Below are 18,378 nucleotides of genomic sequence, written 5' to 3'. Positions count from 1 at the left end.
CTTGTGTATTTGTATAACTAACATTATTTTCCCCACATTTTTATTACTTTAGTTAAAATTTAATCTGATGCTAGTAAAAACCTATGGAAGTGCTGTATATGGTGTTGATGCTATCACTATTACCGTTGAAGTAAATGTAACCAACCAAGGGCAACATTATTTTATTGTGGGGCTACCCGATAATGCCGTTAAAGAAAGTATACAAAGAGTTGAGAGTGCCATAAAAAGCAACCAGTATTTTATGCCTCGTACCAAATTGTTGGTGAACCTAGCCCCTGCTGATATTAAAAAAACAGGTGCTGCTTTTGATTTACCAATAGCCATTGGCACTTTAGGTGCTACTGAACAAATAGAAAATATAGCAAGGCTGGAGCGTTTTGTAATTATGGGTGAGTTAAGTTTAGATGGTGCTGTACGTCCCATTAAAGGTGCACTACCCATTGCTATTCAAGCACGTAAAGAGGGTTTTGAAGGATTAATTGTGCCAGCAGCCAATGCCATGGAAGCCGCTATGGTGAATAATTTAAAAGTATATGGTGTTTCGCATATTAATGAAGTAATACAATTTTTTATAGATGAAAAGTCGCTTACACCTACTACTGTTGATACACGTGCAGCCTTTGCCGAAGCCCAAAACCAATTCGATATTGATTTTTGTGATGTAAAAGGACAAGAAAATATTAAACGTGCCCTTGAAATTGCAGCTGCTGGTGGACATAATGCCATTTTAATAGGACCACCAGGCGCTGGCAAAACCATGCTAGCTAAGCGTTTACCTACCATTTTACCACCGTTAAGTTTATACGAAGCCTTAGAAACTACAAAAATACATAGTGTGGCAGGTAAGTTACCAGAAAACGCAACGTTGGTAAATAAACGACCATTTAGGAGTCCGCACCATACTATTTCTGATGTAGCTTTAGTAGGTGGTGGTGGTAACCCACAACCAGGTGAAATATCATTAGCACATAATGGTGTATTGTTTTTAGATGAATTACCTGAGTTTAAAAGAACAGTGTTAGAAGTAATGCGGCAACCCATGGAAGAAAGAAGGGTAACTATTTCAAGAGCAAAAATAGCGATTGATTTTCCGGCTAGTTTTATGTTGATTGCTTCAATGAACCCTTGTCCTTGTGGGTATTTCAACCATCCTGAAAAAGAATGTAGTTGTCCACCCGGTGCTGTGCAAAAATACCTCAACAAAATATCGGGGCCTTTATTAGATAGAATTGATTTACATGTAGAGGTAACACCTGTTGCTTTAAATGAACTACAATCGCAAACTACCCAATACGAAAAAAGTGAACGTATTAAAGAAAGGGTAATACAGGCAAGAGCGATACAAGCGGAGCGGTACAAATCATTAACGGGTGTGTATGCCAACGCACAAATGAGTAGTAACACTTTAAAAGAAATATGTGTAATATCAACCGCTGGCCAAAACTTATTAAAAATAGCAATGGAAAAGTTAAACCTATCTGCCCGTGCTTATGATAGAATTTTAAAAGTGAGTAGAACCATTGCCGACTTAGCCAACAGTACTGATATTAAACCCGAACACCTTGCCGAAGCGATACAATACCGAAGTTTGGATAGAGAGAGTTGGGGTGGTTAAAGGCTTTTTTCTTTTTCGGGATTTGACGCCTCTTGTCTCAAACGCTTACGCTGCCAAATTTCTCCTTTATGTCGTGTAGGTACTTCATCACCCAACAATTTACCCCAAGGTTTCATTTCGGGCAAGCGATCAAAAATAATTTTTAGAATTGCCACAAATGGTATTGACAAAAACATACCTGATATACCCCATAGTGCACCACCCAACAAAACCACCAACACCGAAAAAAACGCATTAATTTTTACCCTTGATGATACTAAAAAAGGCACTAAAAAATTATTATCAACAAACTGAATAACTATATACGATATCACTACTGCTAACTGTGTGCTATAACCGTCTTTGGTAACACTAGCTAATATCACAGGCAATGCAATAGCTATAATGCCACCAATATAAGGTAACATGTTCAGCAATGCCCCAATTACTCCAATTAAAATGGCATAGTCTAACCCAATAATCATTAATGCCACAGAATTTAATACAGCAACTACCAACGCTTCTAATAACAAACCAACCATATAACTTTGAATAGCTGCTTTTGTTGCGCCCAAAACCTCTGAAACCTTTGCTGAATTTTCTTCTGCAAATACTTCATGAAAAAAATTAATGATAAGTGTTTTATAATACAATAGCAAAAACACATAAATCGGTATCAAAAAAATCAGACTTAAAATGCCTAATGCACCGCCAACAGTTCTACCTAATAAAGCTTGACTACTATTTAAAGCCTCATTGGCTAGTTTTTGTTGTTTGGCAATAGTAATATTTAAATGAGTATTTAACCATTGCTGCACATTGGCTAAGTTTTCATTGAACTTTAATTTTAATTGTGGCAGGTTATCGCCAAAGTTTACAATTTGGTTGGTTATAAAATAAATAATACCGGCCACTATCAAAAATGCTAAACCAATTGCTAAACTAATAGCTACAATTTTATTGACGCCCCGTTTTTGTAATTTGGTTACCATCGGGTTTAATAAAATGGCTATTACTAACGAAAAGGCAATAGGTGCCAAAATATCACTCAATACAAACAAGGCATAACAAACCAACGAAATACCAAATAAAATAATGGTACTTTTAAAATAGAATGGATATTGCTGTTGGCTATTACTCATAATTATTCAAGATTTACAGTTAGTTTATCAAACATAATATTTCTTTTCATAAGATGAACTTTTGATTATTTTTTGTTCAGTTTTATTTCATTTTCTGCCTTTCCGTCAATTTATACGAAATTGCACCGAATTTGATGTTAAAACATCTAATAAACATTCTAATGAAAATATTATTACAATACATAAAGCCTTACAAATGGCTGGTGGTGCTCACCCTTATTTTAGCTGCTATTAATATTGGGTTTTCGCTCATTGACCCCGTTATTTTTGGTAAACTCATTAATCTTGCAGCCGATGCTTGGAAGGAGCCCAAAGTATTCAATTCATTTTTTTGGGATTATGCCAAACCTGTTTTTGGTTTACTCGGCCTATCTGTTGGCGTTGCCATGGTGAGCCGTATTGCCAAAGCTTTTCAAGATTATTTTTTGAGCCTTGTAACACAAAAATTTGGCGCTACCGTTTTTACACAAGGGTTACAACATGCCATGAAGTTACCTTATCAAGATTTTGAAGACCAACGTAGTGGCGAAACATTATCTGTACTTACAAAAGTGAGGGCCGATACTGAAAAATTTATATCATCATTTATCAACGTATTGTTTCCTGTAATTGTAGGTATTATCATTGTGGCAGTTTATGCTACATCTATTCACTGGAGCTTACCGATCATTTACTTTGGTGGTATATTTTTACTAGTAATAGTATCAAACTTACTGAGTAAAAAAATAAAAGTAGTACAAAAAAATATTGTTGCACAAACCACAGCTTTGGCCGGCGCTACCACTGAATCGCTCCGCAACATTGAGTTAGTAAAAAGCTTAGGACTTACCCACCAAGAGGTTGAACGCCTTAATAAAAACACATTCAAAATTTTAGGGTTAGAAATTACCAAGGTAAAAAAAATGCGTAGTATCAGCTTTATACAAGGCACATTTGTGAACACATTACGCCAATTAATTTTATTTATGTTAATGTGGGTAGTATATGGTAGAATGCTAAACCCAGGCCAATTAGCCACTATGCAAATATTTTCATTTTTTGTATTTGGCCCATTGCAAGAAATTGGTAACATTATTTTAAGTTATAGAGAAGCTCAAGCATCACTCAATAATTTTAATAACTTAATGGCAAAAGCACCTGAGCTTGAACCAACAAACCCTAAAACTTTAGGCAGCATTAATACCTTGGCGTTTGATAAAGTAGCTTTTCAACACCAAACAGCGTCGCACAAAGCTATTGACCAAATTAGCTTTAAAGCGAACTTAGGTGAAACCGTTGCTTTTGTTGGACCAAGCGGTAGTGGTAAATCAACCTTAATGAAACTATTGGTAGGTTTATACAGACCGCAAGAGGGTAAAATATTTTACAATGGTTTAGATGAAACTGAAATTCATTTTGATGATTTAAGAAAACAGATTGGCTTTGTAACACAAGACACTAACTTGTTTAGTGGTACCATTAAAGAGAACTTATTATTTGTAAATCCTACTGCTAGTGATGCATTGTTAAATGAAGCCCTCACCAAAGCATCGTGTACGTATTTATTAAGCAGGGCTGAAAATGGCATCAATACAGTAATTGGCGAAGGAGGGTTAAAATTAAGTGGCGGTGAAAAACAACGTTTATCAATAGCTCGTGCTTTATTACGAAAACCAAGGTTACTTATTTTTGATGAAGCAACATCAGCACTAGATTCTATTACCGAAGAAGAAATTACGAATACGATTAGAGAAATTTCTACCTCAAAAGAGCAAATCACTATTTTAATTGCACACCGCTTAAGTACCATTATGCATGCAGATAGAATTTATGTATTAGAAAAAGGTGAAGTGGTTGAAACAGGTAACCATGATGATTTGTTAGCAGAGAAAGGTTTGTATTACGCTATGTGGCGCCAACAAATTGGTGAACGTAAAAAATTAATCGAAACTAAATAAGCATGAACATTCAAAACTTTTTCGGAATTGCTGGCGGTATAGTATCATCAGTAACATTTTTACCACAGGTTATCAAAATTTGGAAAACCAAATCAGCCAAAGATTTAAGTATGGTTACCTTATTTTTTTTGATATTAAATGTTTCGTTATGGTTAACCTACGGTGCACTCATTGGTGATTTACCATTAATGATTACCAATGGCATTGTATTGGCCATGGTATTAATGATGGTGTATTTTAAATTAACATTTAAGCAATAAATATAAGAGGTGGTTGTTTGCACAACCACCTCTCTTTTTAAAAAACCGAAACCAAAAACTACTAACATTATAATTTCATTGAAAGGGGCACATTTACTTTCACACTAAAATTTCTTCCCATATTAAAAACACCCGTTCTACCCGTAACCACATTTTCTGCCGCATATTTTAAACGACTCAAATGGTTTTGGTAAGCAACATCTCCTAGGTTATTTGCAGAAAAATTTACAGTGCATAACGTAGTGCCTTTTTTATTCACAACATCAGTTCCAACACCTGCATTCAGCAATGTGTAACCGTTAGTAGCAGTTTCGGTATTAAATGCAGTGAATGGATTGTTTTGCTTAAAAGTATTATCAAGCTCAACTTTCACATAAAGGTTGGATAAACCTTTTCCTACTTTTTTAAAATCGCCTCTTAGCTCTGTTAACAAACGTGGTGCTGGTATAAATGGTAAGTTTTTTGAACCAGCTTCTGCTTCACGTAACCTACCTGCTACGTATGAAAAAGTATTTTGAAAATGTAACCAATCAATTGGGTGAGGGTGAAAATCCAACGTAGCTTCTATACCTGCTAAACTAGCTTTTCGTTGATCAAATTTAAATGCCGTTAGGTCATTACCATCAACATTCACCAAAGAATCGGTACCATCATTAGCAGATAATTTTCTATAAAAAATAAAATTATTAAATGCATTTATATAACCAGCTACATTGAAAGATACGTGTTGGGTATTAAAATCAACAGCAGCATCAAACTGAGTACTGGTTTCACTTTTTAACGATGCATCGCCATACTCATAACGTATAGTTCCTTCATGGGCGCCATTGCTAGCCAACTCTGGTATACTCGGTGCTCTAAAAGCTCGAGCCACATTAAATTTTATATTTACCTTTTTTGATGCTTGGTAAGCTAAGCCTGCACTTCCTGAAAAATTATTAAAATCTTTTTTAAAACTATTGCCCTTGATACTACCTGTTTCATCTAACAAATTGGCTACATCAATATTTCTGTTATCAAAACGAGCCCCACCACTGAGGGTAAGCTTATCAAAATCTTTTTCAGTGAATACAAAAACTCCCATATCGTTTAGCCTGTAATTGGGTATTAACTGCTCTATACCTCTATTGGTATTGGTTTGGTTCATACCATTTATACCAATCGAAGGTTTCCAGCCACCCTTTTCTTTTAAATGAAATTGAGCTGCATAGGTAGTCGTTTTTAAATCGAAATACAAGGCTTTTTCTTTTAAATCATCGGGGTTGCCAAACTCTTCACGTTGGTTGCGTTGATAGCCTACGTTAAGGGTTAATTTATTATCGCCAATTTTAAAACTGTTATCTGTAGCTATTTTAAAATGTTGTATTTGTTGAAAAGGTACTTGTGCAATGGTACTTTTAAAATCAGCATCTGTTGCTTCTCCTTCGTTACCACCAGGCAATGGCTTAATAAATTTTCCTTGATCATTTCTTTCACCTTCAACTAGGCCCGGTGTTAAACTGAAGTTACTTACAATTAAATGACTATAACCCCAATTACCATTGTACCCCACATAACCGCCTGCATTTTGCTCTTTAAACTTTGAGTTAAATACATAGCCATCGTATTTATTTTTATAATCAGCGGCTTCTCTAGTGGTGCCATATACGTTCCAACTAAAACCATTTTTATTACCAGCTACATTACCATACAAACTACGCAACCTATTATTAGTTTGGTAATTAGAACCCACATTAGCTTTTAATGTATTTAATGCTACTGGCACATTCGTAATAATGTTTACCACACCTGCCATTGCATCACTACCATATACCAACGAAGCCGGACCTTTTAAAATTTCAATTTTACTTACACTGGCTTCATCTATTTCAATACCATGTTCATCACCCCATTGCTGGCCTTCTTGCCTTACACCATCGTTCATCGTTAATACCCTATTATAGCCCAACCCTCTTATTACAGGTTTTGAAATAGCTGGCCCTGTGGCAATAGCTGATACCCCTGCTTTTCGTGTAATGGCATCAATAATATTAGTGGAAGTAGTTTGCTGCAACTCTTCTTTACGCATTACTGCCACTTGAAAAGGTACTTTTTTTAATTGCGATGCTCTTGATACACCTGTAACAATCACCGCATTGTTTTCAACTACGGCGGCTGATAAACTGATGTTTAATTTAGTATCGCCTTTTATAAAAATATTTTGCGCCAAGGTATTGTACCCAATATGCGAAAACTCAATGAGGTGGTTGCCCTCCGTAATATTATCAATTAAAAAGTTTCCGTTTGCATTGGTATTAGTACCCACTTTTGCATCATTAATATAAACAGTAGCACCTACTATGGGCTTACCTGTTGCAGCATCAGTTACTGTTCCACTAAAACTACCTTTTACAACACCATTATTGGCAAATGCAACAATGGCTTGTAACAACATCACCAAGGTTAATAATTTTTTCATCTTTATTCAATTTTTGAAACTATGTTGCAAATATAGTAAATGCAACAATGTTTCAAATTTATTTTTTGTTAAAGGCAAAAAAAAGCCCCAAAAATTGAGGCAGTGGTTTAACAACGGTTCGTAATGTTATCGTTAATTAATATTTTCAATAATACCTGCAATGCCTTGTCCGCCACCAATACAAGCGGTCACCATGCCATATTTTTTATGAAGGCGCTTCATATCAGCCACAATTTGTACCGTTAATTTAGCACCTGTACAACCTAATGGATGCCCCAATGCAATAGCGCCTCCATTAATATTTACAATATCGTTATTTAAACCTAAGGTTCGTATAACTGCTAAAGATTGTGAGGCAAATGCTTCATTTAATTCAATCAAATCAATGTCATTTAGTTGCATACCTGCTTGCTTCAATACTTTTGGTACTGCTGCAACCGGACCAATACCCATAATACGAGGCTCAACACCTGCACTAGCACAATTTACCAAACGAGCTATTGGCTTTAAGCCCAACTCATTTACCATACGCTCACTCATTACTACTACAAAAGCAGCACCATCACTTGTTTGTGAGCTATTACCTGCGGTAACACTGCCACCTGCTGCAAACACAGGCTTCAACTTCGATAATCCCTCAGGGGTAGTATCTGTACGGACACCTTCGTCAGTATCTACAACAAATGATGTAGTTTTCTTTTTACCAGCAGCATCTACATATACTTGCTCAACAGTGATCGGCAAAATACCCGATTTAAAATGACCTTCAGCAATTGCTTTAGCCGCTTTTACATGGCTTTGGTAAGCAAACATATCTTGGTCTTCTCTACTCACCTTATATTCATTGGCAACGGCTTCAGCCGTTAAACCCATACTTAAATAATAATCTGGTTCATCTTTCGTAATGGCGTATGATGGTACGGTTTTCCAACCAGCAGTGGGTACCAAGCTCATACTTTCCGTACCACCAGCAACAATACACTCCGCCATACCACACCTTATTTTTGTGGTAGCCATTGCAATACTTTCTAAACCACTACCGCAATAACGATTTATGGTAATACCGGGCACGTCAATACCTAAAGCCTTGGCTGCAATAATTCTACCGAACTGCAAGCCTTGCTCAGCCTCGGGTACAGCATTTCCTACAATAACATCATCAATACGTTTGGTATCTAATTGAGGTATGGTAGCCATTAAACCCTTTAATAAATCAATGGCCAAATCATCTGGCCTAGTAAACCTAAAGCCACCTTTTTTACTTTTAGTGATAGCGGTTCTAAAACCTGCTACTATATACGCTTCTTGCATACTATTTTATTTTATCGTTTTTATTTTTTGGCGCTGTGGGCCGCATTGCAAGTAGCAACAGTTGTTCTGGCTTTTCGTTACAATCTTTTTGGGCTTCGCCACAAAAAGTATTTCCACTTCAATCCAGCAGCCCTTGAGCTGTTGAATATAAATATTACAAAATTGACCAAAACCAATTTAGTTGTTTATGCAACTTTCTGTATCAAAGATAGAAATTTAAAACAATTATCAAAAAAAAATGAAAAGTTATATTTGCAGTAATGATGTACAACCTCTTACGCAGTTTTTTATTTCTTTTTGATGCTGAAAAAGTGCATCATTTTTCAATGAATAGCCTTAAAATGCTTTGTAGCATCGGCTTCATAAAAAAAATTATTACCACAATATACCAACCCTCACAAAACAAGCCTGTAATGCTTGGTAAGCTTCAATTTAAAAATATAGTAGGCTTAGCTGCTGGGTTCGATAAAAATGCATTATACCTTACCGAATTAAACGCACTTGGCTTTGGCCATGTTGAAATTGGTACTGTTACACCATTACCACAAGAGGGTAACCCTAAAGTAAGGTTGTTTCGTTTACCAAAAGATAAAGCCCTCATCAATCGTATGGGTTTTAATAATGATGGGGTAACCGTTATTACAGAGCGACTTAAAAAATGGCAAGAGAAAAACAGTACCAATAAAATTATTATAGGCGGCAATATTGGTAAAAATAAAATTACCCCTAACGAAGCTGCTTTTAAAGACTATGAAATATGTTTTACAGCTTTACACCCTTATGTTGATTATTTTGTAGTAAATGTAAGCAGCCCAAACACCCCTGGCTTAAGGGCTTTGCAAGATAAAGAACCCCTAACCGAAATACTAACGCACTTACAAAAAATTAACAACGGTACCACATTGCCGAAACCTATTTTTTTAAAAATAGCACCTGATCTTACACCTGAACAAGTTGATGATGTGATTGATATGGCTTTGCAAATTAACCTAGATGGTTTGGTAGTTTCTAATACCACCATCAATCGTTCACAATTAAAAACAGCTAGCACAATAATTGACAATATTGGTGCAGGTGGCTTAAGCGGTGCACCCGTTAAACAAAAATCAACCGCATTGGTGCAATATATTCACCATAAAACAAACGGACGTATTCCCATTATTGCTAGTGGCGGTGTTTTTACAGCAGCTGATGCCAATGAAAAAATTGCTGCCGGTGCCAGCCTTGTACAAGTATGGACGGGTTTTGTATACGAGGGCCCAGCTATCGTAAAAAAAATACTACAGAGCAAACAACAGTAACCACCTAATTTTGCCCAACATTTAATTTTTTATGGAGCATTTATTTACATCAGAAAGTATCATTAGTTTTTTTGTATTAGTACTGTTAGAAGTAGTACTAGGTATTGATAATGTAATTTTTGTAAGCATTATCATAAACAGATTACCAGCAAATAAAGAAAAAAATGCTCGTAGGGTATGGATGATAACTGGTATTATCACCCGGAGTTTATTACTAATGGCATTGGGCTGGTTATTAGCACAAAAAGGTAAACCAGTGTTCACACTTTTCAACAAAGGGTTTGATTTAGCAAGTTTGGTAATGCTAGCTGGTGGCTTGTTTTTAATTTATAAAACCGTTAGAGAAATTCACCATAAGCTAGAGGGTGAAGATGAAAGCTTGAGTGGCAACAATAAGCCTGCACTTAGTTTTGGCAAAGCCGTTTTTCAAATTATGTTGATTGACATGGTGTTTTCTTTTGATAGCATTATTACCGCTGGTGGTACAGCTGAGCATGTTGAAATTATGATTGCAGCAGTGGTAATTGCAATGTTTATCATGTTTTTGTTTAGCCCTAAAATTTCAGCTTTTATACACAAACACCCTTCATTAAAAATGTTAGCACTTTCATTTTTAGTTATGATTGGTTTAACCTTAGTTATAGAAGGTTGGGATAGCGAAAAAGCACATGATTTACACTTAAAAAATTACGTATACTTTGGTATGGCGTTTTCATTTATAGTTGAAGTACTCAACATTATTATGGCCAAAAAACAAAAGCGCAAGCATATTGTAAAATTAAATGAGCCCACGTTAAGAAATGATGACGATGATGTTCATCAATCAGATCAGGCACATTAATGCACACATAATAAAGCCGCTGCCACCATGGCGGCGGTTTCTGTTCTTAGTCTGGTTTCACCTAATGCTACGGGTAAATATTGTTGCCTTATTGCTAAAGAAATTTCATCAGGTGTAAAATCACCTTCAGGCCCAATCAACATTGTAGCATAGTGTTGTGTTGTTAAAAATTGATGTTGATCTAACCAGCTTCTTAATGATGTTTTTTGTGAAGGTTCACAATGAGCAATAAACTTATAACCATCTAATGCTTGCTGCACAAAGGTTTCAAAATGTTGTGGCGGTAATAATTGCGGTAACCAAGCTTGCTGCGATTGTAACATAGCACTTATTAAAATGCCATTCATTCGTTCGTATTTAAAATGTTGTTTTTCAGTACGGGTACAAAGCAAGGGCACAATTTGTTGCACCCCCATTTCAGTAGCTTTCTCTAAAAACCATTCAAAACGACTGTTATTTTTAACCAACGAAACCGCTATACAAATTTGTTTAGTGGGTTTGGGCACCACTCGTGTTTCTAAAATTTGAACGCTGCACTTTTTTTTATGAGCATCTACAATAGTGGCTGTATATACATGGCCTAAACCATCAGTTAGTTTTAAGTTTCTACCATTTTGCATACGCAACACCATCACAATGTGTTTAGATGTTTCTTCATCTAACACCACAATAGGAGTTGCATTGTTTAAAGGAGTGGTATAAAAAAATGGTAATTGCACTAGCTAAATAATGAAATTAAAATGGTGCTTCGTCATCAAATTGGCTATCGTTCATTTTACTACCCTTTTGAATGTACATGTTAGGTCCATCAAAACCTGCACCAGGTGAGGTTGGACGCCAATTGCCTGCGCCTAAATTAGGATTAAAATCATTACTACCACCTTCTTCATCTTCTACAAATTTTTGAATATGCAGCAATGCCCTAAGTTTTACAGTTTCTAAACTACCGTTACGGTGCTTCGCTATTTTAACGTGTGTTTCTCCTTTGAGGTAATCACCCGTCGCATCTTGGTTAATATCATGATATTCTGGTCGGTACAAAAACATAACCATATCAGCATCTTGCTCAATAGCACCCGATTCACGTAAATCGCTCAACTGTGGCATTTTGTTACCATCTTTACGCTTCTCTACCTCACGACTCAATTGCGATAAGGCAATTATAGGCACTTGCAGCTCTTTGGCTAAGCCCTTTAAATCTCTTGAAATTTTGCTAATTTCTTGTTCACGGTTGCTATTTCTATCAGCACTACCGCTCATCAATTGTAGGTAGTCAATAATAATAATACCTACACCATGTTTATTTTTTAATCGACGACATTTTGCTCTTAATTCAAAAATATTCAATGCAGCTGAATCATCGATATAAATAGGCGCTTTAGATAAACGATTGATACCTTTTTTGGTAAGCTGGGTCATTTCGTGTTCTTCTAACCTACCACGAGCAATTTTTTCTAAATGAATTTCACTTTCGGCGCTTAAAATACGTTGCACCAATTGGCTACTACTCATCTCCAAACTAAAGAAGCCTACAGGTGTTGGTTTGGTTGGGTGTAAAGCCGCAGCCCTTGCTAGGTTTAAGGCAAAAGCGGTTTTACCTACTGATGGCCTTGCTGCTAAAATAATTAAATCAGTTGGTTGCCAACCATAAGTAATTCTATCCATTGATGGGAAACCCGTAGGCACCCCCGTAATATCATCTTGCCTATTACGCATATACTCAATACGATCAATGGTTTTTACCAAAACGTTTTCAATATCATCAAAGTTTTTACGAAGGTGATTATTGGTAATTTCAAATAATTTCGATTCTGCAATATCTAACATATCAAACACATCAGTACTATCTTCATAAGCTTCACCGATTATTTCACCGCTAATGCGAATCAATTCTCTTTGAATAAATTTTTGCAAAACAATACGGGCATGTGCTTCAATATTAGCAGATGATACTACTACATTAGTAAGTTTCGTAACAGCATATGGTCCGCCTACAAACTCTAACTCTTCCCTAAACTTTAACTCTTCTACCACTGTGAGCAAATCAATAGGCAAATTTTTGATTTGCAATGATTGCATGGCTTTGTATATTTTTTGGTGTGCCTCTACGTAAAAACACTCTGGTTTTAATATTTCAATAACTGTATCAAAAGCGGCTTTTTCGAGCATAATAGCACCTAAAATAGCTTCTTCAAGTTCTTTAGCCTGTGGTGGCACTTTACCAAACATCAAGCTATTGTTTTCGAGCAATGGCTTACGACGTACTTTTCTATCTTTATTAAAATTGGTTAACTCCATTTGATGTTCTTAAAAATGCTTTCAAAAAATTGTTGTTGGTGTAATGTCCGGCAAAAAAGTGTAGCAGGACGGCTAAGATAAATCCAATTGGTTAATATTAAATTAACATACAAGGGTTATCAACCACATGAAGGTATTTATTCACCGCATATTCACATGCAAATATAGTTTATACACAGCTTAACCACAATACAATTAACATAGTACATGCAATACAAATGGTTATACAACATCATTTATCAACAAATAAGTTATTAGAAAAATATAATTTTTACACGTTGAAAAATAATTTTTGATGCACGTTTTAAAAAAAATCTTTTCAAAATTTCAAAGATTTAATTTATGCAAATAGGTGCTCTTTTGATGCGTTTTGAAAGCCGTATATTTGCACTCAAATTTTATTTCACGAATGATTATTTCTTACAACTGGCTCAGCGATTATTTACCAACTACTATTGACCCTCAAAAGTTGAGTAAAATATTAACTTCAATTGGTTTAGAAGTTGAGAGTTTACACCCTTACGAATCAATAAAAGGTGGATTAGCTGGCTTAGTAGTAGGCGAAGTATTAACCTGCGAAAAACACCCTGATGCTGATAAACTAAAAATTACTACTGTTAATATTGGTACAGATACACCTTCGCAAATTGTATGTGGTGCTAGTAATGTAGCGGCCGGTCAAAAAGTAATTGTTGCTACTGTTGGCAGTACCATTTACCCTACTAATGGCGAACCCCTACAAATAAAAAAAGCAAAAATTAGAGGTGTAGAAAGCCAAGGTATGATATGTGCCGAAGATGAAATTGGCGTAGGCGAAAGCCATGCTGGTATTATGGTATTACCTGCTGAAACTATACCTGGCACTGCTGCTAACACCCTTTTTGAAACCTATAGTGATTTTATTTACGAAATAGGCTTAACGCCCAATCGTATGGATGCTATGAGCCATTTAGGCGTTGCCAAAGATGTTTGTGCTTATTTATGGCATCATGATAAAAAAGAAACAAAAGCTGTATTACCATTTAAAAACAATTTCAAAGCAGATAATAATGATATTGCTATCAATGTTACCATTGAAGCTACTGAAGGTTGCCAACGTTACGCAGGTGTAAGTATCAACAATATTACTGTTGCTGAAAGTCCTACTTGGTTACAAAACAAATTAAAAAGTATTGGCCTAAAGCCCATAAATAATGTGGTGGATGTTACCAATTTCATTTTACATGAAACTGGTCAACCATTGCATGCTTTTGACATTGCAAAAATTACAGGCAATACCATCAAAGTAAAAAACGCTACAGCTGGCGAAAAATTTACAACGCTTGATGAAAAAGAACGTACACTTTTTGAAAACGATGTAATGATTGCCAATGCAAATGAACACATGTGCATAGCAGGTGTGTATGGCGGCTTGCACAGTGGTGTTAGCAATGCCACCACGGCAATTTTTTTAGAAAGTGCATGGTTTAACCCTAGTAATATCCGTAAAACATCATTACAACATGGGTTGCGTACAGATGCTGCAACTCGTTTTGAAAAAGGTGTAGACATTAGCAATACTGTTAACGTTTTAAAAAGAGCTGCCTTACTTATTAAAGAAATTGCTGGCGGTACTATTAGCAGTGATATTATTGACCTTTACCCTGCTCCGCAAGAAAAAACGGCAGTAGCCATAAAATACCATTATCTTAAAAAGTTGAGTGGTAAAAATTACCATGCTGATACCATTAAAAATATATTAACAGCCCTCGGATTTGAAATTCAAAAAGAAGGTATTGATGAAATGTGGTTGAGCGTACCTTACAGCAAACCAGATATTAGCATCGCTGCCGATATTGTTGAAGAAATTATGCGTATTGATGGGTTAGATAATGTGGAAATACCTGCCACCATATCTATTGCACCATCGGCAGATAATGGCTACGCTAACAATAGTTTTGCAGAAAAAATGGCTAATTACTTAACGGGCAATGGCTTTCATGAAATATTTACCAACAGCATTACAGATAGCAAGTATTACGATGAAGCCACTTTACAGCACACCGTTAAAATGATCAATAACCTCAGTGCTGATTTAGATGTGATGCGTCCATCACTTTTACAAACTGGGCTTGAGGTAATAGCATACAACATCAACAGAAAAAATAACGATGTAAAATTGTATGAGTTTGGCAAAACCTACCACAGTAATGGAATAGGTAAATATGCTGAAAAAAATAGGTTAGCCATTTTTACCTCAGGGATTGTAACCATTGGTGGTTGGCAATCAAAAGATATGAAGGCAGATTTTTATCATATAAAAGGTATTTGCGAAAAAATAATTATGGCTGCTGGCATAAAAAATACCAGCATTAACGTTGTTACTAACCAACATATGGATTATGCCATTGAAGTAGCTGCTCATCAACAAACCCTTGCAACAATAGGCAGCATTCACCCTAATACGTTGAAACAATTCGGTATTAAAGATGCAGTAATGTACGCTGACATTGCATGGGATGAACTGATGGTATTACAACAAAAAAATAACATCACATTTAAAGAAATATCTAAATTCCCTGCTGTACAAAGAGATTTAGCTATTATTGTTGACAAAGCTGTAACCTACGCTGCTATTGAACAAAATGTAAAATCTCACAAAATACAAGCGTTAAAATCAATAAAATTATTTGACATTTTTGAAAGTGAAAAAATTGGTAGCGATAAACGCTCAATGGCAGTAAACTTTACTTTTAGTGATGAGGCAAAAACTTTTGCCGATGCTGAAACAGATGCGATGATGCAACAAATAATTAATGGTTTAGAAAAACAATTGAACGCTACCATTAGAAAATAACACTTGTTAGAGTTAAGCGACCATATAATTCAATTACAACAAAAGTTACAAGTACTACTAAAACAGTACCATACACTTTTACAACAAAATTCAGCACAACAACAACTCATTCAAACTTTACAACAACAGCAACAACAACAATTACAACAAATTGAAACTCTGCAACAGCAACAACTTGTACTAAAAGCAGCGGTTGATGATTTAAATGACCCCGAAAAAAAACAGCTAGAGCTTCAAATAAACCGATACATCAAAACTATTGACCAATGTATTGCATTACTCAGTCATCAAAATAATATATGAGTGAATTAATTCCTATCAATATTGTGATTGCCGACCGTACGTACCGCATCAAAACCAAACCAACTGATGAGGAAGTTATTAGAAAAACGGTAAAGCTGATTAATGATAAAATTATTGAGTTTAAAACCCAATTTGCTGGCAAGGATATGCAAGACTATATTGCCATGGTGATTATTTGGTACGCTACGCAAAAAAATGCTGGTGAAAACAATAACCTACTCTCCAAAGAGTTGGCTGATGTTATTTTAAAAATGGAACAGCAAATTGATGACACATTGAAGTTGTAATGTCATTATCTTAATTTCATCATAACCGTTTGTTTCAAATTCAAACCTATTTTATTTTCCCATAGTCATCTTTCAATAAAAATTACCCTTACCAATTTAGCAGCAAATTATTTTTGTATCTTCGCCACAAACCGTTTTTATATAACTGGTTGATTTTGTGAACAAGATTTTAAACAACAACTACTAAATGGACAATATTATAATTTACTTAATTGTAGGTGTAGTGGCTTTGGCTGCTGGCATCTTCGGAGGAAAAATCCTCTTTGCTAAAAACACAGAAAAACAAATACAAGACGCTGAATTACAAGCTGAAAGGTTACTTGCAGAAGCAAAATTAAAAGCAGATACCTACAAAAAAGAACGTGAAATTGAAGCAAAAGAGCGTTTTGCTTCCATGAAAATTGAGCATGAGAAAGAAGCGTTACAGCGCATGCAAAAAGTAGTAGAAGGCGAAAACCGTATTAAACAAAAAGAGCAAAGTTTAAATCAAAAAGATGCCAACCTCGATAAACAAATCAAGGAAAACGAAACCATCAAAGAAAATTTAAACAAGCAAACAGACATCGTAAATAAAAAAAGAACAGAGTTAGAAAAACACCAAGAAGAACATATTCGCAGGCTTGAAAAAGTAGCTGGCTTAACGGCAGAAGATGCTAAAGCACAATTAATTGAAGGGTTAAAGCAAGAGGCGCATGCACAAGCCATTACCCTACAGCAAGAAATTATTGAAGATGCTAAATTAAAAGCCAATAAAGAAGCTCGTAAAATAGTAATACAAACCATACAACGTACTGCTGCTGAGCAAGCAATTGAAAACTCTATAACCGTTTTCAACCTCGAGAGCGATGAAATTAAAGGTTCTATTATTGGTAGAGAAGGGCGTAACATAAGGGCAATTGAAGCTGCAACAGGTGTTGATTTAATTGTAGATGATACACCTGAAGCCATTGTATTATCATCATTTGACCCATTACGCAGAGAAATTGCTCGTTTATCACTACAACGTTTGGTGGCCGATGGTCGTATTCACCCAGCACGTATTGAAGAAGTAGTAGAAAAAACCAAACGCCAGCTTGATGACCAAGTAATGGAAATTGGTGAACGTACGGCTATTGAATTAGGTGTACATGGATTACATAAAGAATTAATTCGCATGGTAGGCCGTATGCGTTTCCGTTCATCATACGGACAAAACCTGTTAATGCACAGTCGTGAAACCGCTAACCTTTGTGGTATTATGGCGGCAGAGCTGGGTATGAACCCAAAACTTGCTAAACGTGCAGGATTGTTACATGATATTGGTAAAGTACCTGATGAAGAAACTGAATTAAGCCATGCCCTTTTAGGTGCAAAGTTGGCTGAAAAATACGGTGAAAACCCAGCTGTAGTGAATGCAATTGGTGCCCACCACGATGAAATGGAAATGCAATATGTAATTTCTCCAATCATACAGGCTTGTGATGCTATTAGTGGTGCAAGACCCGGTGCTCGTAGAGAAATAATGCAACAATACATTCAACGTATTAAAGATTTAGAAAATTTAGCCGCTTCGTATAATGGTGTTGAAAAAGCCTATGCTATACAAGCTGGTAGAGAGTTACGGGTAATTGTTGAAGCTGATAAGGTAACTGATGGCGAAAGTGATAAACTTAGTTTTGAAATTGCCCAAAAAATTCAAACCGAAATGACCTTCCCTGGCCAAATTAAAGTAACCGTAATTAGAGAAAAAAGAGCTGTAAATATTGCACGTTAATAGGTGCAAATCATAAAAAATAAGCGATGATTATTGTCATCGCTTATTTTTTTCTTC

General features: G+C 35.7%; 15 protein-coding genes. 10 read left to right on the top strand and 5 right to left on the bottom strand.

Going from position 1 to position 18,378, the window contains the following annotated elements; all coding sequences use genetic code 11:
- Positions 1 to 67: 67 nt before the first annotated feature.
- Positions 68 to 1,615 (top strand): YifB family Mg chelatase-like AAA ATPase, encoded by a 1,548-nt coding sequence (locus ACFOWM_RS10810; protein ID WP_379709836.1) that lies wholly within the window; start codon positions 68 to 70, stop codon positions 1,613 to 1,615.
- On the opposite strand, the gene ACFOWM_RS10805 is transcribed toward ACFOWM_RS10810, so the two are convergent.
- Positions 1,612 to 2,736, bottom strand: a complete 1,125-nt coding sequence (locus ACFOWM_RS10805; RefSeq protein ID WP_379709834.1) for an AI-2E family transporter — start codon at positions 2,734 to 2,736, stop codon at positions 1,612 to 1,614. The genes ACFOWM_RS10810 and ACFOWM_RS10805 overlap by 4 nt on opposite strands.
- Positions 2,737 to 2,897: 161 nt before the next feature.
- On the opposite strand from ACFOWM_RS10805, the gene ACFOWM_RS10800 reads away from it, so the two are divergent.
- Entirely contained in the window at positions 2,898 to 4,673 is a 1,776-nt protein-coding gene (locus ACFOWM_RS10800; protein ID WP_379709832.1) for an ABC transporter ATP-binding protein, read from the top strand.
- Between the two features lie 2 nt (positions 4,674 to 4,675).
- Positions 4,676 to 4,933 carry a SemiSWEET family sugar transporter gene (locus ACFOWM_RS10795; RefSeq protein WP_379709830.1) on the top strand — a complete coding sequence of 86 codons (258 nt, stop codon included), beginning with the start codon at positions 4,676 to 4,678 and terminating at the stop codon, positions 4,931 to 4,933.
- Positions 4,934 to 5,000: 67 nt separating this feature from the next.
- On the opposite strand, the gene ACFOWM_RS10790 is transcribed toward ACFOWM_RS10795, so the two are convergent.
- Together ACFOWM_RS10790 and ACFOWM_RS10785 are read right to left on the bottom strand one after the other, a co-directional pair.
- Positions 5,001 to 7,391 carry a TonB-dependent receptor gene (locus ACFOWM_RS10790; RefSeq protein ID WP_379709828.1) on the bottom strand — a complete coding sequence of 797 codons (2,391 nt, stop codon included), beginning with the start codon at positions 7,389 to 7,391 and terminating at the stop codon, positions 5,001 to 5,003.
- 132 nt (positions 7,392 to 7,523) lie between these two features.
- Positions 7,524 to 8,702 (bottom strand): acetyl-CoA C-acyltransferase, encoded by a 1,179-nt coding sequence (locus ACFOWM_RS10785; protein ID WP_379709827.1) that lies wholly within the window; start codon positions 8,700 to 8,702, stop codon positions 7,524 to 7,526.
- Here ACFOWM_RS10785 and ACFOWM_RS10780 point away from each other — a divergent pair.
- From ACFOWM_RS10780 to ACFOWM_RS10770, 3 genes are read left to right on the top strand one after another with little or no spacing between them, the layout of a single operon-like run.
- The gene (locus ACFOWM_RS10780) at positions 8,697 to 8,963 is read left to right on the top strand and encodes a hypothetical protein (RefSeq protein WP_379709823.1); all 267 of its coding nucleotides are present in this window, start codon (positions 8,697 to 8,699) and stop codon (positions 8,961 to 8,963) included. The genes ACFOWM_RS10785 and ACFOWM_RS10780 overlap by 6 nt on opposite strands.
- On the top strand, positions 8,963 to 10,003 hold the full coding sequence (locus tag ACFOWM_RS10775) for a quinone-dependent dihydroorotate dehydrogenase (protein WP_379709820.1): 1,041 nt from the start codon (positions 8,963 to 8,965) through the stop codon (positions 10,001 to 10,003). Before ACFOWM_RS10780 ends, ACFOWM_RS10775 begins: the two co-directional genes overlap by 1 nt.
- Before the next feature lie 31 nt (positions 10,004 to 10,034).
- On the top strand, positions 10,035 to 10,844 hold the full coding sequence (locus ACFOWM_RS10770) for a TerC family protein (protein ID WP_379709817.1): 810 nt from the start codon (positions 10,035 to 10,037) through the stop codon (positions 10,842 to 10,844).
- Here ACFOWM_RS10770 and ACFOWM_RS10765 read toward each other — a convergent pair.
- Both ACFOWM_RS10765 and dnaB read right to left on the bottom strand, forming a co-directional pair.
- Complete coding sequence (locus tag ACFOWM_RS10765; RefSeq protein WP_379709815.1) at positions 10,841 to 11,563, bottom strand: RsmE family RNA methyltransferase; 723 nt, start codon at positions 11,561 to 11,563, stop codon at positions 10,841 to 10,843. The genes ACFOWM_RS10770 and ACFOWM_RS10765 overlap by 4 nt on opposite strands.
- Before the next feature lie 16 nt (positions 11,564 to 11,579).
- Entirely contained in the window at positions 11,580 to 13,142 is a 1,563-nt protein-coding gene (gene dnaB, locus ACFOWM_RS10760; protein WP_379709812.1) for a replicative DNA helicase, read from the bottom strand.
- A 409-nt stretch (positions 13,143 to 13,551) separates the two neighbouring features.
- On the opposite strand from dnaB, the gene pheT reads away from it, so the two are divergent.
- The 4 genes from pheT to rny all read left to right on the top strand — a co-directional run bounded on the left by pheT (position 13,552) and on the right by rny (position 18,321).
- Positions 13,552 to 15,978 (top strand): phenylalanine--tRNA ligase subunit beta, encoded by a 2,427-nt coding sequence (pheT, locus tag ACFOWM_RS10755; RefSeq protein ID WP_379709810.1) that lies wholly within the window; start codon positions 13,552 to 13,554, stop codon positions 15,976 to 15,978.
- 3 nt (positions 15,979 to 15,981) lie between these two features.
- Positions 15,982 to 16,281: a hypothetical protein gene (locus ACFOWM_RS10750; RefSeq protein ID WP_379709808.1), complete on the top strand. Its 300-nt coding sequence runs from the start codon at positions 15,982 to 15,984 to the stop codon at positions 16,279 to 16,281.
- A complete protein-coding gene (locus ACFOWM_RS10745) occupies positions 16,278 to 16,568 on the top strand; it encodes a cell division protein ZapA (RefSeq protein WP_379709806.1) in 291 nt (96 codons plus the stop codon). The genes ACFOWM_RS10750 and ACFOWM_RS10745 overlap by 4 nt, the downstream gene beginning before the upstream one ends.
- A gap of 187 nt (positions 16,569 to 16,755) precedes the next feature.
- The gene (gene rny, locus ACFOWM_RS10740; protein ID WP_379709803.1) at positions 16,756 to 18,321 is read left to right on the top strand and encodes a ribonuclease Y; all 1,566 of its coding nucleotides are present in this window, start codon (positions 16,756 to 16,758) and stop codon (positions 18,319 to 18,321) included.
- Positions 18,322 to 18,378 lie beyond the last annotated feature (57 nt).

The organism is Ferruginibacter yonginensis, from assembly GCF_042651465.1.
GTDB lineage: Bacteria > Bacteroidota > Bacteroidia > Chitinophagales > Chitinophagaceae > Ferruginibacter > Ferruginibacter yonginensis.
Note: the sequence above shows the minus strand (reverse complement) of the source record. Positions and strands in the feature narration are given on the sequence as shown.